The sequence below is a fragment of the Streptomyces sp. NBC_00873 genome (assembly GCF_045207415.1).
Classification (GTDB): domain Bacteria; phylum Actinomycetota; class Actinomycetes; order Streptomycetales; family Streptomycetaceae; genus Streptomyces.
Window position 1 is genome coordinate 4,727,289 of the sequence record NZ_CP108803.1, and the last position, 15,890, is coordinate 4,743,178.

Sequence of the window (15,890 nt, forward strand, 5' to 3'; positions counted from 1 at the left end):
CGGGGCATGACCGTGTATGACGCCATCGTCCTTGCCGGAGGGGCCGCCAAGCGCCTCGGGGGTGCCGACAAACCAGCCCTGCGGGTGGGTGGCCGGGCGCTGCTCGACCGGGTGCTCGCCGCCTGCGCCGACGCCGCAGCCACCGTTGTGGTGGGCGGTCGGCGGCCCACCGTACGCCCAGTGACCTGGGTGCGCGAAGAGCCACAGGGCGGCGGGCCGTTGGCGGCGCTCGGTGCCGGGGTGCGGCTCACGACGGCCGGGCATCTGCTCGTGCTCTCCGCCGATCTGCCGTTCCTGGGGGAGAGCACGGTCAAGGAACTGCTGGCCGCAGCTGCTCACGGGGAGCGTGACGGGGCGCTGTGCGTGGATCAGGACAGGCGGGACCAGCCGCTGGTCGCTGTCTACCGTTCCGAGCCGCTCCGTCGCGAGCTGGCCCTGCTGGCCGCCGAGCACGGCAGCCTGGCCGGGCTCCCGCTGCGCCTGCTGACGCACGAACTGGACCTCGCCCGCGTCGAGGCCGGTCCGCTCGCCTCCTTCGACTGCGATACCTGGGAAGACATTGCCGCAGCCCGGGCCCGTATCAGAGAGCATGGGACCGTGCTGGACGAATGGATCACCGCAGTCAAGAACGAACTGGGCATCGAACTCGACGTCGACACCGACGTCCTGCTCGACCTCGCCCGTGATGCCGCCCACGGTGTGGCCCGGCCCGCTGCGCCCCTGACGACCTTCCTGGTCGGGTACGCGGCGGCGAAGGCGAGCGGCGACGGCGGCGGAGCCGAGGCCGTGGCCGAAGCCGCCCGGAAGGCGGCCGCGCTCGCCCTTCGCTGGGCGGACGAGGCCGAGACGCCATGACGACACCCCCACGCAGGGCCGACGGGGGCGCGGCCGACGACTGGACCCCCGGGCCCCGTCCGGATCCGGGGAGCAGACGCCCGGGGGCGGACCGGTCCGCCGTCCTGACCTCGGGGGAGATCGGTGCCGCCGCGGAGGCTCCGGCGGCCGGCCGCGCCACCGCAGCGGATCAGGACCTGGCTGCCGTGGGTGCCGGTGTCGCGGGAGAAGCTCAGGCTGCCGGCCGGGCCGGTGTCGCGGGAGAAGCTCAGGCTGTCTCGGGTGCCGGTGTTGCAGGGGTTGCCTCGGCGGCTGGTCAGGCTCGTGCGGAGGATGAGCTCCCGAACGCCGAGGGCGCCCAGGCCGCCGCAGAGGCTCGCGCCGCCGAGGAGGCCCGTGCCGCTGAGCGGGCTCGCGCCGAGGAGGACCGGGCCGTCGACCAAGCGCTCGCGCTGGTCGGGCGCCGCTCCCCGCGTGAGCCCCGATCAGTGGCTCAGCCGCAGCTCCGGGCCGGGTTCTCGGAACAGAGCCCCGGGCAGGGATCCGGTTCGGGCCTGCGCCAGAGTCCTGACCACAGCCCTGACCACGTCCCTGGCCAAGGACCCGGGCAGGGATCGGACCCGGACCCCGTTCAGAGTCCTGGTCCTGGTCCCGGCCCGAGCGTTCACCAGGGCACTGACCACGGTGCCGGCCACAGCCCCGGCCGCGCCCCTGGCCGGCAGCCCCCCGGCCACTCCTCCGGCCAGTACCCCGCCCCCGAATCCGCCCGCGACCCGCGTGCCCGCGACCGACGCGCAGACGTTCAGCGCAGGCCTGCCACCACCTGGGGCGAGGCCCGTGCTCTTGCCGCGCGGGCCGGGCGGTCCACCTCGCCCCGCACTCTGCGGCTCACCCTCGACCGGGCCATCGGACGCGTACTGGCCGAGCCGCTTGCCTCACTCGCCGATCTGCCGTCCTTCGACACCTCCGCCATGGACGGCTGGGTCGTTGCCGGACCCGGGCCCTGGACTCTCCGAAGAGGCGAGGACGGAGGGCAAGGGCTGGGCATTCTGGCCGGGCACAATGCGCCCGCCCCGCTCCCCGACGGTGATGCCGTACGGATCGCCACCGGCGCCCGCATCCCGGCCAATGCCACCGCTGTGATCCGGACCGAACACTCTCACGCCGACGAGGCCAAGGGGCTGTTGTACGCGCAGCGCCAGGTGGTTCCCGGGCAGGACATCCGGCCGCGTGGGCAGGAGTGCTGTTCCGGCGATCAACTCCTGCCCGCCGGAACGGTGGTGACGCCCGCCGTCCTCGGGCTGTCCGCCGCCGCCGGTTACGACGAGCTGCTGACGGTCTCCCGCCCGCGCGTCGACGTCCTCGTCCTCGGGGACGAACTGCTCACCACCGGTCTTCCGCACGACGGGCTGATCCGGGACGCCCTGGGCCCCATGATCGGCCCCTGGCTCCGGGCGATGGGCGCCGAGGTTTCCGCTCCGCGACGCCTCGGCGACGACCGTGAGGCCCTCCGGCAAGCCCTCACCACCTCCGACGCCGATCTCGTCATCACCACGGGCGGTACCGCGGCAGGCCCCCTCGACCACGTCCATCCCGTCCTCGCCGAGATCGGCGCGGAGCTGTTGGTCGACGGCGTCGCCGTGCGCCCCGGTCACCCGATGCTGCTGACCCGGCTGACCTCCGGGGGCCCGTATCTCGTCGGGCTGCCCGGCAACCCCCTCGCCGCCGTCTCCGGTCTCCTCACGCTCGCGGAGCCATTGCTGCGCGGGCTGGCCGGCCAGACGGTGGAGGATCCGTACCGGGTCGTCGTGCGCGATGAGGTGCACGGGCACCCGCACGACACCCGCCTGGTCCCTGTCGTGCACCGGGTCGGTGCGGGCTCGGGCCCCGAACACGTCGTACCGCTGCACTACAACGGTCCGGCCATGCTCCGTGGGATCGCCGCCGCAGACGGGCTGGCCGTCGTGCCGCCGGGCGGGGTACGGTCCGGCACCGAGGTGGAGATCCTCGATCTACCGTGGGCCTCGGCGACGCCGTGGACGGAAGGGTGTTTCACGTGAAACTTCCCGGCCACGACGCGATGGCCAGGCGGGTCGACGAGCATGTCGTCCCCACCCGGATCATGCTTCCGCGCCGTGTCGTCGACAGGCCGCTCCGACAGGTCGCCAAACGGCTGTTGATGGCGCTGATAGTCCTGGCCGCCACGGTGCTGATCGTCTGGGCCGACCGTTCCGGCTACCACGACAGCGCAGATGAATCGGTGGACCTGCTCGACGCCATCTACTACTCGACGGTCACCCTTTCCACCACCGGCTACGGCGACATCACTCCGTACAGCGACAGTGCACGGCTGACCAACGTGGTGCTTGTGACACCGCTGCGCGTGCTCTTCCTGATCATCCTGGTCGGCACCACCCTGGAGGTCCTGACGGAGCGGACCCGGGAGGACTTCCGGCTGAACCGTTGGAGAACCAACTTGCGTGACCACACCGTTGTCGTCGGCTTCGGTACGAAGGGCCGTTCGGCGATCCAGACGCTCTGCGCCACCGGTCTGAAGAAGGAACAGATCGTGATCGTCGACCCGGCGAACAAGGTGATCGAGGCAGCGAACGCCGAAGGCTACGTGGGCGTCGTCGGGGATGCGACGCGCAGCGACGTGCTGCTGCGGGCCGAACTCCAGAAGGCGCGTCAGATCATCATCGCCACCCAGCGCGACGACACGGCGGTGCTGGTCGCGCTGACGGCGCGGCAACTCAACCGTGGCGCGAAGATCGTCGCGGCGGTGCGCGAGGAGGAGAACGCACCTCTGCTGCGGCAGTCCGGCGCCGATGCCGTGATCACCAGCGCCAGTGCCGCGGGCCGGCTGCTGGGCCTCTCGGTTCTCAGCCCGAGCGCGGGCACGGTGATGGAGGACCTGATCCAGCAGGGCAGCGGCCTCGATCTCGTCGAACGGCCGGTGATAAAGGCCGAGGTCGGCAAGAGCGTCCGGGAGACCGACGACCTGGTCGTCAGCGTGCTGCGTGGCCACCGGCTGCTCGGTTACGACGATCCGGCGGCCAGCCCGTTGCAGCTGACGGACCGGCTGATCACCATCGTGCGCGTCTCGGACACCCCGCCGCTGAACACGCCGCGCCGACAAGGGGCGTGACGGTCTGGGGGTGTCTCTTCGCCCGGCGCGACGAGGTCACGGAGTAGCCTCGCCGCCATGCATGCGATCACGATCCCCGAACCCGGTGGCCCCGACGCGCTCGTATGGGCCGAGGTCCCCGATCCCGTACCCGGCGAGGGCGAGGTCCTCGTCGAGGTCGTGGCCGGCGCGGTCAACCGCGCCGATGTGCTCCAACGGCAGGGCTTCTACAACCCGCCGCCCGGCGCGTCCCCCTACCCCGGTCTGGAGTGCTCCGGCCGGATCACGGAGATCGGACCCGGTGTCACCGGCTGGTCCGTCGGCGACGAGGTGTGTGCGCTGCTGGCGGGCGGCGGATACGCGGAGAAGGTCGCCGTACCCGCCGGACAGCTGCTCCCCGTACCGGACGGCATCGACCTGGCGGTGGCTGCGGCGCTGCCCGAGGTGACGTCGACCGTCTGGTCGAACGTTTTCATGGTGGCCCATCTGCGCCCCGGCGAGACGCTGTTGGTGCACGGCGGGTCCAGTGGTATCGGCACGATGGCGATCCAGCTCGCCAAGGCCGTGGGCGCGCGGGTCGCGGTGACGGCGGGCGGGCCCGAGAAGCTGGCGCGCTGCGCGGAGCTCGGGGCCGACATCCTGATCGACTACCGGGAGCAGGACTTCGTCGAGGAGTTGCTCAACGCGACGGACGGAGCGGGCGCGGACGTCATCCTCGACATCGTCGGTGCGAAGTACCTGGACCGGAATGTGAAGGCGCTTGCCGTCAGCGGTCGACTCGCCATCATCGGTCTTCAGGGCGGTGTCAAGGGCGAGCTCAATCTGGGCGTCCTGCTGAACAAGCGGGCTGCCGTCACCGCGACGTCGCTGCGCGGACGCCCCCTTGCGGAGAAAGCCACCATCGTCGCCGCCGTGCGCGAGCACGTGTGGCCGCTGATCGGCAGTGGTGTGGTCCGGCCGGTCGTGGACCGTACCCTGCCGATGTCCGACGCGGCGGAGGCCCACCGGGTGCTGGAGTCCAGCGCACACATCGGCAAGGTGCTTCTGCAGACGCCGGCAGCCTGAGCCATACGGACAGCGGGGCCCGGCACACAGATTCGTGTGCCGGGCCCCGCTGTCCGTCCGTGCGTGGACAGGTGGAGGGAAAGCGTACGGGCTTACAGGTACGGCCCCGAGCGGATCGCCCCGTGCGCGTCCGACGTGCCGTCATCGTCCTCGTGACCGCTGCCCGGCGGGAGGGCGCGGCGCATCTGCTCCAGTTGCGCCCGGGCCGCCATCTGCTGGGCGAACAGCGCCGTCTGGATGCCGTGAAAGAGGCCCTCCAGCCAGCCGACCAACTGAGCCTGCGCAATCCGGAGTTCCGCCTCGGAGGGCACCGACTCCTCGTTGAACGGCAAGGAGAGCCGCTCAAGTTCCTCCACCAGTTCCGGGGCGAGGCCATCCTCCAGCTCCTTCACGGAGCTTGCGTGGATCTCCTTGAGCCGGACCCGGCTCGCCTCGTCGAGAGGAGCCGCCCTGACCTCTTCCAGGAGCTGCTTGATCATGCTGCCGATGCGCATGACCTTCGCGGGCTGTTCGACCATTTCTGTCACTGGGACCTCACGCGATTCGTCGTCAGTGCCACCGCCGCCGATCGCCATGCCGTCCTGCCCCACTACGAGGACTTGGGGGTGCTCCTGCGACCGTTCATTCCTCGGCATCTCCATGGCGCCATTGTCTCGCACACCTGCTGTACAACACGGTGGTGCCCCCGCAAACCGTTGATCCACCGTTTTTGGGGGCACCGAATCAGCCGGTCAGGTTATTGATCTCATCGCCCGTCTCGTCATCCGGCCCGCCGTGCCAGCGCCAGGCGCGACCGCGTGAACGCCGCCGCGAGCACCCCGGCCAGCAGCGGAATGCACACGACGAGCAGACCGACGGTCGTCCAGGGCAGCACGATCGGCGTGTACGCCGACTGCGTGGGATCGATCCGCATCGACTTCAGAGCTTCCCGCAGATCGACGAGGCGCAGCGCCACCGCGGGCACGAGTCCTGCCAGCGTGCCGAGAACCACACCCGTGAGCGCCACCACCACGCACTGGAAGCCGGACAGCTTCCGCCGCACGCTCGGAGGGGCACCCACCGCGCTGAGAGTGTTGAGATCGGCTTCCGCGTCCGCCTTGGCCAGGCCCGTGGTGATCGCGGCCGCGCCCAGGGTCACCACGCCGGCGAACAGGGTCAGGATCAGCAGGATGGTGTCCTCCCCCAGGAAGGGGCCGTAATCGGCCTGCACCCAGATGCCGCCGCCGGCCTGCTCGATGGCACCGGAAACCCGCTGGTCCTCGGCGGCCGTCGGCGCATGGGCGACCGCATACACGCTGCCGGACGCCCTGGTGTGCAGGCCGAGCCGCTCTGCGGTCTTTTCCGGAAGGATCATGCGGATTCCAGGGGTGGCGGCGTACTGCGCGGGGGCCACGTACACCTTCAGCTTGTCCATGGTGGTCCGCGCCTTGCCAGGGTGTTGCTTCCCGTACTTCTTGTCCTTCTCGCTGTACTGGTGGACCGCCTTGACGGTGACCTCGCCGTTCTCCGCGTACACCGAGTTGAGCAGCACCGGTGTGCCCGCGGCCAGTGCCTCGGCGGCTGCGGGGTCGTCGAGCTTGACATACGTGTCGAGCAGGTCCGCGTCCGCGACGACGATGTTGCTCTCATCGGTGTTGAAGGGGCCCGAAGCCATCAGGTCGATGAGGCAGGCGGGGGAACGCATCAGCTTCTTGTGCTCGTCGGCGGAGAGCCGCGCGGCGAGTTCCTTGGCTCCCTTGCGGGTGAGCGGGCAGCTGTGGGCCTTGCCGGTGGGCTTGACCAGTTCCAGCGAGCCGCAGTGGTTCTCCTCGTAGAGGTTGCAGTCGCTGCCTGCCCAGACCCGTCGGAAGTCCGCGTGCCCGCTGGTGACGGCCATGTTCCGCTCCACCGCCGTCCGCGCCGGCGGGAGGTGCTCGGCCGCCTTCTCGTCGAAGGACGCGACGACGATGGTCCCCTTGGTGAGCGAGGGGATGTAGTTGTACTCGTACTCGGCCGAGTGGCTGGACATGTAGGTGGCGATGGCCACCGAACCCGCGACGGCCGCCATCACCGCGGCGACGGCGGGAGCGGTACGGCCGCGGTTGCGGGCCGCGTCGCGCAGCGCCATCCGGGGCGAGAGAGGCAGCCTCCTGCCGAGCCGCCCGAGGAAGCCGACGATCACCGGGATGCAGGCGAACAGCCCGAGTTCGGCGACCATCGAGCCGCCGGCGACCAGTGTCGAATTCCCGCTGGTGCCGCCGTAGAGGGCGATCGCGGCACCGAACGCCAGCACGCAGGCGCCCAGGACGGGCAGCACCCGTGAGGAGCGGCGGACGCCGCGTCTTCCGGTGAGCGACTCCAGTACGGACTGCCGACTCGCCACGATCGCCGGGGCGAACGCCGCCAGCAAACCGGTGATCAGGCCGATCGCGGCGATGAGCAGCAACTCCAGCGGCGCCATCGAGAGAGAGCCGAACCGGTGTCCGGCCCAGTTCTCGATCACGGGCTGGAGGGCCGTGGTGAGCCCGAGGCCGACCACGACACCCGCGACCGCTCCGATGCCACCGAGCACCAGACCGCCACCGAGCACCACGGCCCTGACGTGGCGCCTGTCTCCGCCGCAGGTGCCGAGAAGGCCGAGCTGGCGGCGGGAGCGGCGTGCACCGACCGCGAAGGCCGGACCGGCGAGCAGCACGATCTCCAGGACCGCCATGGCAATCACGGTGACGAGTGCTGTGCTGCGCTCTCCGGAGCGACTGTCGGCGATGTGGGGGTTCCTGGCGGTCAGCGGCACCTCGGAGTCCGGCGGCGGGTCGAGGGCGACCTGCCGGGACGTGACGAGGACGCCCGACTTATTGGCCTCCATGATGTGCGGCCAGGTCACACCCACCCCTGCGGGGCCTTTGACCAGCCAGTCCGTGGACCCGGCGTTCGGCGGAAGCACCTTCTTGTCGTGGTCGGCCCTGTCCTCCCATGGCGCGATGACCGCACCGGGGTCGGCGTAGAGCGCCTCGGTCTTCAGCTCGCTGGGCAGCTCGACCGCGCCGGTGATGGTGTACGTCCGGCCGGAGTTGCGCACCGTGGTGGTCGAGCCGACGTGCAGTCCGGTCGCCTTCAGGAACGGCTCGGTGGCGGCCATCTCGCCCTTGCCGTGCGGGTAGGCGCCGCGCACGAGGTCGATCTTGCCGCGGACCATCGTGTCCGACGTCCGGACCTCGACGATGTCGGTGTTCGTGACGCCGAACCGGGTGGTGACACTCGCCGGGACGGACCGGATGCTGATCGCCCGCGACCTCTTGGGGAACGTCGTGCTGATGTCGACCGGGTCGCCGTTCTCCACGGGCGGTGCGTCGTCCACGCCCATGTAGATGTTGCTCACCTCCCCATCGGGGAGTTGCTCGATGGGCCCCATCATCTCGTCGCTGAACAGCGCGTCGGCGGAGCCCATTTTGCTGGTCAGCTGCTCGGCGACGGTCGGCGTCATGCTGCGGTACGTCACATCGAGGGCCGTGACGCCGAGTACCGGTATCGCGATCATCGCGACGACCAGTGCGCTGCGGCCCTTGGCGCGCATCGCGTCGCGCCTGGCTATGCGGAGGGAGGCGCGCCAGCCCGTGAAGACGCTCACTTGGCGCCCTCGGCGGCCAGCAGCGAGTCGGCGTCGGCGGTGAGCGCCTGGTCGACGATCGAACCGTCCCGGAGGAACACGACCCGGTCCGCCCAGGCGGCGTACCGCGGCTCGTGCGTCACCATCACACCGGCCGCGCCCCGGTCACAGCGGTTGCGCAGCAGCGCGAGCACGGCCTCGCCGGTCTCGGAGTCGAGTGCCCCGGTCGGTTCGTCGGCGAGCACGAGGCGCCGGTCCCCCACCAGCGCACGGGCGATCGCTACGCGCTGCTGCTGGCCGCCGGACATCTCGTCCGGGAACCGGTCGGCGATCTCCAGGAGCTTCAACTCCTCCAGCGCCGCCCGCGCCTCCTTGCGGGCCTTGCGCACGGAGACCCCGTCGAGCTCGCGCGGCAGGGCGATGTTCTCGGCGGCGGTGAGCGCCGGGATCAGGTTGTAGTCCTGGAAGACATAGCCGACGCTGCGGCGGCGCAGGGCGGCGACGCCCTTGCGGCCGAGGCCGGCGATGTCCTGGCCCTCGATGATGACCTGGCCGCTGGTCGCGGTGTCGAGTCCGCCCGCGATGGTCAGCAGGGTGGACTTGCCGGAGCCGGAGGGGCCCATCACGGCGACGAGTTCACCGGTGTGTACGGAGAGGTCGATGCCACGCAGGGCGTGCACCTCGGCGATGCCGGTGCCGTGGGTGCGGGTGAGCGCTCGGAGTTCGAGCACCGGTGCGTCGACCGACAGCGGCGAACCGGACGAGGACGCGGATCGGGAAGGCGAGCGCGAGGACATGGTGGGTGGTTCCCCCTTGGAACGGGTCTTGTGGGGCGACGACCGATAGCGAGGCCGTCGCTGATACCGAAGCGGTCGGTGATGGCGGGGCCGTCGGTGAGACCGGATCGGCCGTGATACCGAGGCGGTCGTTGATACCGAAGCGGTCGGTGACCGGCGCGGAGCGTGTACGTCGCGGTCCGCGGTGAGTGCCGGGTGCGTACGTGACGGTCGGTGCTCGGCGTCCGTGCGTACGCGGGCGGTCCGAGGCCGAGGCCGGTGCCGGGTTGTTCCGTGGTCAGCGCCGGATGTGTGGGCGGGTGGTACGGGCCGAGGCGCGGCCGGGCGTACGTTCCTCGGGCTCCGGCTCCGTGGCGGCGGCCCCGGCGAGGCGGACCAGCCGGGACTCGCAGTGATCCAGCCAGCGGGCCTCGGCCTCCGCCTGGAAGATCAGCTGCTCGAGTACGAGCAGCCAGGCGACGTCGTCGCGGTTGGCCGGGACATCGGCGAGGGCCTGTGCCTTGAGGCGGGTGTAGTCCTGCATCGCCTTCACGGTGTGGTGGCGCTGGGACTGGATGACGGCCCGGATGTCGACACCGGGCGCGCCGACCGCCATGGCGAGCTTGATGGCCAGCTCGTCACGGGGTGGGTTGCTGCGGTCGACGGGCGTCTCGAACCAGCTCCGCAGCTCGGTGCGGCCGACGTCGGTGATCGCGTAGAGGGCGTGTCCCTGGTTGTCCTCGTCGTCCTGGACGACCAGGCCGTCGCGCTCCAGCCGGTTCAGCGTCGTGTAGACCTGGCCGACGTTGAGCGGCCAGGTGGAGCCGGTGCGTGACTCGAATTCAGTACGGAGCTGGGAGCCGTATCTGGGCCCCCGCTCCAGCAGGGCCAGCAGCCCGTGGCGGATCGACATACTGAGTATGTATACCGAGTATGCTGCGCGATGCAAGCCCCGGCTGGACGCGCGGGCGCGGCGGGGGCTCGTGGGCCCCGTCTCAGTTCGGCCGGCGCAGACGGAACGCCAGGAAGCCCAGCCCCAGCCCTATCAGTGCGATTCCGGCGCCCAGCGACACCTTCTGTACTCGTCGCACGGCGGGAGTGTCGAGGGCCTGCGGCGCGAGCCGGCCCTCCGGCGGGGAGCCGCTCACCGAGGGCGTGACCGCGGGCTGCGCGACAGGAGTTGTCACGACAGGCTGCACCTCGGGCTGCACCTCGGGCAGGCCGTGGGGGCTGTCGCGATGAGTGAGCTCGCTCGGAGAGAGCGGTCGGCCCGGCCGCGGGCGCCCTTCCCCGGCCTGCCGTCCGGCGAGCGGGGGCTGCGCCTCGGGGCGGGCCGACGGCGTGGCGGACGGCGTGGCGGACGGCCTGGCGGACGGGTTCGCGGATGTCGAGGGGGAGTCGGAGGCGGAGCGTGAAGCCGAGGCGGAGGCGGAGGGCGAGGCCGATGCCGAGGCGGAGGGGGTGGCCGGCCTGCTGGCCGAAGCGGCCGTGGAGGGCGATGAGGGCGAGGACGGAATCGTCGAGTGATCGGCCGAAGGGGTGACCGAGGGTTCGCCCGAAGGGCCGGCGGATGCGTCGGAGGAGGGGGTGACGGTCGGGGTGGCGGAGCTCGGGGGCGAGGAGAGCTCGGGGGGCGGCGGAGCGCCCGCCGGTCCGCCGGTCCGAGCCCGGGTCAGCCCCGGCGTACCACCGGAAGTGCGCTGGTCGGAGTGTGGCTGTCCCTGTGCCGGCCCCAAGGCCGCCCCCGCGGCTATCACCAGACAGGCCACACACCTCGACGACCATATGGAGAGGAGTGCTGAAGCCATGAGGTCAGCGTCACATGTGCCGATATGTCCGGCATCCCAGATGGCTGTACGGTATCCAGGACGCCCGTAAGGCGAAACGGTCCGGCACACCTCACGCGTGCCGGACCGTTACTTCTTCTTGTGTGTGCGTGTCAGGCCGGGTCGCCCGTCGAGACGCGCAGCTCGAAGTGGGCGCCTTTCTCGTCCATGGCGGTACCGGCGGACGGGAACTGTTCCAGGACCTGGTCCTCGGCGTAGGTGTTGCCCGGGACCTTGATCTTCTTGATCGTCCAGCCCGCGGCCGTGGCACATTCCTTGGCGGAGAGGTAGTCCTTGTACGTGAAGTCCGGCGCCTCGATCTTGCTCGGGTCGTCGCTGTCCTCGGAGGGGTCGGTGCAATCTTCCGTCTTCATCGTCCGGTTCCGCTCCGGATCCTTGTGCTCGCCCGCCACCGTCGAGCTGCTCGGGTCACCGCCCTTGCCCGTGTCCGAGCCCGGGTCGCCCTTCAGCGACAGCACCGTGATCAGGCCGCCTATCGCGATCAGCGCGACCACGATCGAACCGACGATCACCGGCATGTTCCGCTTGCCGCCCCCGTTGGTGCCACCGCCGCCACCCACCGGCTGCGGCGAGATCGTGTACGGCGCCGGGGCCGGGGTCCGGTACGCCGGGTTCGACTGCGGGTAGCCGTAGCTCGGCGACGGCGTGGGCGCCGGGGTCGGCGGGCCGTACGGGCCGGGCTGCTGCTGGTACTGCTGCGGTTGGTACGGCATCTGCACGCCCTGCGGCGCCTGCGTGGACTGGTCGACCGGCGGGAAGACCGCGGAGCCGACGCCCGACCCGCTATTCGCCGGCCCTGCCGCGCCGCCGATGATCACCGGGGCGCCCGTCCGGCCGCCCGCGTTCAGCACGCGCGTGATCTCGTCCTGCATCGCCGCCGCGCTGGGGAAGCGCTCGTTCGGGTTCTTCTTCAGTGCCCGGGCGACCAGTGCGTCCATCGCCGGGGTGATCGACCGGTTGATGGAGGACGGCGCGACCGGCTCCTCCTGGACGTGCGCGTACGCGATGGCGAGCGGCGAGTCCGCGTCGAACGGGATCCGTCCGGTCAGCAGCTGGAACAGCATGATGCCGACCGAGTACAGGTCGGAGCGCGCGTCCACCCCACGGCCCAGGGCCTGTTCGGGGGAGAGGTACTGCGGGGTGCCGACGACCATGCCGGTCTGCGTCATCGACGTGACGCCCGACTGCATGGCGCGGGCGATGCCGAAGTCCATGACCTTCACGACGCCGCGCTTGGTCACCATCACGTTGCCGGGCTTGATGTCGCGGTGGACCAGGCCCATTTCGTGGCTGGTGTCCAGTGCGGCCAGCACGTCGCCGGTGACCTTGAGTGCCTTGTCGGCCGGCATCGCACCGTAACTGCGGATGTCCGCCTGGAGTACGGAGCCGAGGGGCTCCCCCTCGACGTACTCCATGACGATGTACGGCATCAGCGCGCCGCCGAGCTCGTCCTCGCCGGTGTCGAAGACCGAGACGATGTTGGTGTGCTGCAGCTTGGCCACGGCCTGAGCCTCGCGACGGAACCGCTCACGGAAGGACTGCTCGCGCCCCAGCTCCGTGTGCAGGGTCTTGATCGCCACGTGACGGTCGAGCGCGGAGTCGTACGCCAGATATACGGACGCCATCCCGCCTTCGCCGAGCAGGTCGCGAAGCTGGTAGCGGCCGCCGGCGACCGAACCGCCCGCGTAGCGACCCCGGGCGCCGTGTGCGCCGTCCTGGCTCATGACTTGCTTCCCCCTCGGCGCGCGTCTCGCGCGAAGATCCGTATGACGCGCCAAGTCTGCCCGAGGGGTACGACACGTCAAGCCGGGTGCCCGTTCCGTGACCCTACGCACAAGAAGCGTCTCGGAAGCGTTACAGGAAAAGCATGGAATTTGCGTGAGCGGTGCGGCAGCCGGTTTGATGGCCCGTCCCTCTCGAGAACGGGGTGTCCGGCAGAGCCTGTAGCGTGACGTGGCAATGCAGCAAGGCATGCAAGACACCGTGAGAACCCGCGGACGCGCGGACAGATACGACGGCGAGGACTGATGGCACCCGAACCCGAAGCAAACGGCGGCGGAGTCTCGGATGCAGCCGACTCCTGGGGCATCGGAGGTGTGGTCGGTGACGGACGTTACCGGATGACACACCGGCTGGGCCGGGGCGGCATGGCCGAGGTCTTTGCCGCGGAGGACGTCCGGCTGGGACGTACCGTCGCGGTGAAGCTGCTCCGTTCCGATCTTGCCGAGGACCCGGTCTCCAAGGCCCGGTTCACGCGTGAGGCACAGTCGGTCGCGGGCCTCAACCACCATGCGATCGTCGCCGTGTACGACTCCGGTGAGGACGTCGTGGGCGGCCAGACCGTCCCGTACATCGTGATGGAGCTCGTCGAGGGCCGCACCATCCGTGATCTGCTGCTCAACGCCGAGGCGCCGCCGCCCGAGCAGGCTCTGATCATCGTCTCGGGGGTGCTGGAGGCCCTCGCGTACTCGCACCAGCACGGCATCGTGCACCGTGACATCAAGCCGGCCAACGTGATCATCACGAACTCCGGCGCGGTCAAGGTGATGGACTTCGGCATCGCCCGTGCGCTGCACGGCGCGCAGTCGACGATGACCCAGACCGGCATGGTCATGGGCACGCCGCAGTACCTCTCCCCCGAGCAGGCGCTGGGCAAGGCCGTCGACCACCGCTCCGACCTGTACGCCACCGGCTGTCTGCTCTACGAACTCCTCGCGCTGCGGCCCCCGTTCACGGGCGAGACACCGCTCTCCGTGGTGTACCAGCACGTCCAGGACATTCCGGTCCCGCCGTCCGAGATCCTGGACGCGGTGCCGCCGGAGCTGGACGGGCTCGTCATGCGGTCGCTCGCGAAGGACCCGGACGACCGGTTCCAGAGCGCCGAGGAGATGCGCGGGCTGGTCCAGTACAGCCTGCAGATGCTCCAGGTGCAGGGCGGTCACACGGGTACGTGGAACACCGGACCGGTCACCGCGCACGAGCGCGGCAACACCCCTGCCATGGGCATGTCCGGCGGGACGATGGCGATGGGGCACCCGCAGCACGGGGACACCTCGCAGAGCCCGATCCTGCCGCCGATGAATCCGGACGACGGCGGGTACGACGGCGGACACGGGAGCGGTGGCGGCCGCGGCAAGCTCTGGCTGTTCGTCGTCCTCGCGCTGATCGCGATCGGGGCGGGTGTCGCCATCGCGGTGAACGCCGCGGACAACAACAACGACAGCAACGACACGAAGACGCCGCCCACGACCTCCAGCTCCCCCGCCACGAAGGAGAGTTCGGCGGAGCCGACCGACGAGCAGACGGACATCATCCCGCGGCCGGACAACACCACCGGTGGCAAGCAGCAGTCGAGCAAGCGGCCGTCCTTCTCCGCGTCCCCCTCGCCGAGCACACCGTCCCAGACCCCGTCCGACACGGCCTCCCCGTCGGACACCGGCACCACCGGTGGCGGCACGACGACCGACGGCGGTACGAGCACGGACGGCGGCACCAGTACGGACGGTGGTACGACGACCGACGGGGGTACGACGACCGACGGGGGCACGACCACCGACGGGGGCACGACCACCGACGGCGGGACCACCACCGGTGCCAACGGAACGGCCGGAACCGCCGCGGGCGCCACTCCCTGATGCGCCGGGCCCTCACTCAGTGAAGGCGTCGCGCACCGCCTCGTACTCCCGCGTCCACCAGACCGCCAGGGCCGACACCGCAGGAAACTGCGGGTCGGCCCTTCGGTCGTCCAGGCGGTAGCGCCAGCGCAGTATCCAGAAGTCGTTGAGCCGCTCCCACCACACCCGGTGCACCGCGGCAGCCAGTTCACAGGCACCCGCCCCGACCGCACGCCGATAGGCCCGCGCGTAGGCCCGTACCCTCTCCAGGTCCAGCTTCCCGGCGGGCTGTACGAAGAAGATTGCCGCGGCCCGTACCGCCTCCTCGGCGCGCGGCTGCACCCCCAGCCGGTCCCAGTCGATGATCGCCACCGGGTCGGCGCCCCGGTACAGCACGTTCAGCGGGTGGAAGTCGCCGTGCACCCAGCCGGTCGCCGGGATGTCGGGGGTGGGCGGCCGGCGGTCGGCGTGCCGCTCCAGCAGGGCACGCCGTTCGACGAGCCGGTGCTCGGCCAGCTCGTCGAAGGAGTCCCGGGGGCGGCGGTCGCGCGCCACGGCCAGCAGGTCGTCGATCAGCGCGAACGTGTCGACGGCGTCCGGGCTGGCAGGCCCGCGCCCCCCGGTCGCCCCCGTCTCCATCACCTGCGCGAGCCCCGTGTGTACGGCCGCGAGAAGCGCCCCGAGCTGTTCCGACTGGGCGAGGGTCAGCTGGGCGCCGACCCGGTGCAGTCCGTCCACCCAGGGGTGCAGCGCGTAGCACCGGCCGTCGATCTCCGTGACCGTGTCGCCCTCCGTGTCCTCGACGGGCGGGGCGACCGGCACCCCGAGCGACTGCAGCCGCTGGGTGGCGCGGTGCTGGCGGACGATCGTCGCGCGGTCGCCGGTGGAGTCGTCGAGATGGTGTTTGAGGAAGTACGAGCCGCGGGTGGTGGAGACGCGGTAGCCGTGGTTGAGGAGGCCCTTGGTGAGGGGCTTGCAGCTGAGGGGCTCACCGGTGTCCGGGTAGCGGCGCAGCACCTCGCCGACCGGAGGAACAGGCGG

At 70.8% G+C, this 15,890-nt stretch carries 13 protein-coding genes; 6 read left to right on the top strand and 7 right to left on the bottom strand.

Going from position 1 to position 15,890, the window contains the following annotated elements; all coding sequences use genetic code 11:
- The first annotated feature begins 6 nt into the window (after window positions 1-6).
- Genes OH809_RS21800 through OH809_RS21815 form a run of 4 tightly spaced genes read left to right on the top strand, consistent with a single transcriptional unit; the run spans window position 7 to window position 5,026 of the window.
- Window positions 7-855, top strand: a complete 849-nt coding sequence (locus tag OH809_RS21800; RefSeq protein WP_406420798.1) for an NTP transferase domain-containing protein — start codon at window positions 7-9, stop codon at window positions 853-855.
- Window positions 852-2,894, top strand: a complete 2,043-nt coding sequence (locus tag OH809_RS21805) for a molybdopterin molybdotransferase MoeA (protein ID WP_406515466.1) — start codon at window positions 852-854, stop codon at window positions 2,892-2,894. The genes OH809_RS21800 and OH809_RS21805 overlap by 4 nt, the downstream gene beginning before the upstream one ends.
- Window positions 2,852-3,982: a potassium channel family protein gene (locus tag OH809_RS21810; protein ID WP_406420796.1), complete on the top strand. Its 1,131-nt coding sequence runs from the start codon at window positions 2,852-2,854 to the stop codon at window positions 3,980-3,982. Before OH809_RS21805 ends, OH809_RS21810 begins: the two co-directional genes overlap by 43 nt.
- 57 nt (window positions 3,983-4,039) lie before the next feature.
- Window positions 4,040-5,026 carry an NAD(P)H-quinone oxidoreductase gene (locus tag OH809_RS21815; protein WP_406420795.1) on the top strand — a complete coding sequence of 329 codons (987 nt, stop codon included), beginning with the start codon at window positions 4,040-4,042 and terminating at the stop codon, window positions 5,024-5,026.
- Window positions 5,027-5,118: 92 nt separating this feature from the next.
- On the opposite strand, the gene OH809_RS21820 is transcribed toward OH809_RS21815, so the two are convergent.
- The 5 genes from OH809_RS21820 to OH809_RS21840 form a co-directional block, all read right to left on the bottom strand.
- On the bottom strand, window positions 5,119-5,667 hold the full coding sequence (locus OH809_RS21820; protein WP_406420794.1) for a bacterial proteasome activator family protein: 549 nt from the start codon (window positions 5,665-5,667) through the stop codon (window positions 5,119-5,121).
- A 119-nt stretch (window positions 5,668-5,786) separates the two neighbouring features.
- A complete protein-coding gene (locus tag OH809_RS21825; RefSeq protein WP_406515467.1) occupies window positions 5,787-8,633 on the bottom strand; it encodes an FtsX-like permease family protein in 2,847 nt (948 codons plus the stop codon).
- Complete coding sequence (locus OH809_RS21830) at window positions 8,630-9,409, bottom strand: ABC transporter ATP-binding protein (RefSeq protein WP_406420792.1); 780 nt, start codon at window positions 9,407-9,409, stop codon at window positions 8,630-8,632. Before OH809_RS21830 ends, OH809_RS21825 begins: the two co-directional genes overlap by 4 nt.
- 277 nt (window positions 9,410-9,686) lie before the next feature.
- Window positions 9,687-10,301, bottom strand: a complete 615-nt coding sequence (locus OH809_RS21835; RefSeq protein WP_406515468.1) for a PadR family transcriptional regulator — start codon at window positions 10,299-10,301, stop codon at window positions 9,687-9,689.
- Window positions 10,302-10,383: 82 nt separating this feature from the next.
- Complete coding sequence (locus OH809_RS21840; RefSeq protein ID WP_406420790.1) at window positions 10,384-10,575, bottom strand: hypothetical protein; 192 nt, start codon at window positions 10,573-10,575, stop codon at window positions 10,384-10,386.
- 154 nt (window positions 10,576-10,729) lie between these two features.
- Here OH809_RS21840 and OH809_RS21845 point away from each other — a divergent pair, with 154 nt between their 5' ends.
- Window positions 10,730-10,915: a hypothetical protein gene (locus OH809_RS21845; RefSeq protein WP_406515469.1), complete on the top strand. Its 186-nt coding sequence runs from the start codon at window positions 10,730-10,732 to the stop codon at window positions 10,913-10,915.
- Between the two features lie 412 nt (window positions 10,916-11,327).
- On the opposite strand, the gene OH809_RS21850 is transcribed toward OH809_RS21845, so the two are convergent.
- On the bottom strand, window positions 11,328-12,959 hold the full coding sequence (locus OH809_RS21850; RefSeq protein ID WP_406420788.1) for a protein kinase domain-containing protein: 1,632 nt from the start codon (window positions 12,957-12,959) through the stop codon (window positions 11,328-11,330).
- A gap of 303 nt (window positions 12,960-13,262) precedes the next feature.
- Here OH809_RS21850 and OH809_RS21855 point away from each other — a divergent pair, with 303 nt between their 5' ends.
- Window positions 13,263-14,870, top strand: a complete 1,608-nt coding sequence (locus tag OH809_RS21855; RefSeq protein WP_406420787.1) for a protein kinase domain-containing protein — start codon at window positions 13,263-13,265, stop codon at window positions 14,868-14,870.
- 12 nt (window positions 14,871-14,882) lie between these two features.
- On the opposite strand, the gene OH809_RS21860 is transcribed toward OH809_RS21855, so the two are convergent.
- Complete coding sequence (locus tag OH809_RS21860) at window positions 14,883-15,866, bottom strand: phosphotransferase (RefSeq protein WP_406425057.1); 984 nt, start codon at window positions 15,864-15,866, stop codon at window positions 14,883-14,885.
- Between the last annotated feature and the right edge of the window lie 24 nt (window positions 15,867-15,890).

What these genes read in the sequence shown, in the direction of transcription:
- OH809_RS21835 (WP_406515468.1), bottom strand. Translation starts at nt 10,301, where the DNA reads ATGTCGATCCGCCACGGGCTGCTGGCCCTGCTGGAGCGGGGGCCCAGA.
- OH809_RS21850 (WP_406420788.1), bottom strand. Translation starts at nt 12,959, where the DNA reads ATGAGCCAGGACGGCGCACACGGCGCCCGGGGTCGCTACGCGGGCGGT.
- OH809_RS21830 (WP_406420792.1), bottom strand. Translation starts at nt 9,409, where the DNA reads ATGTCCTCGCGCTCGCCTTCCCGATCCGCGTCCTCGTCCGGTTCGCCG.
- OH809_RS21855 (WP_406420787.1), top strand. Translation starts at nt 13,263, where the DNA reads ATGGCACCCGAACCCGAAGCAAACGGCGGCGGAGTCTCGGATGCAGCC.
- OH809_RS21800 (WP_406420798.1), top strand. Translation starts at nt 7, where the DNA reads ATGACCGTGTATGACGCCATCGTCCTTGCCGGAGGGGCCGCCAAGCGC.
- OH809_RS21815 (WP_406420795.1), top strand. Translation starts at nt 4,040, where the DNA reads ATGCATGCGATCACGATCCCCGAACCCGGTGGCCCCGACGCGCTCGTA.
- OH809_RS21805 (WP_406515466.1), top strand. Translation starts at nt 852, where the DNA reads ATGACGACACCCCCACGCAGGGCCGACGGGGGCGCGGCCGACGACTGG.
- OH809_RS21820 (WP_406420794.1), bottom strand. Translation starts at nt 5,667, where the DNA reads ATGGAGATGCCGAGGAATGAACGGTCGCAGGAGCACCCCCAAGTCCTC.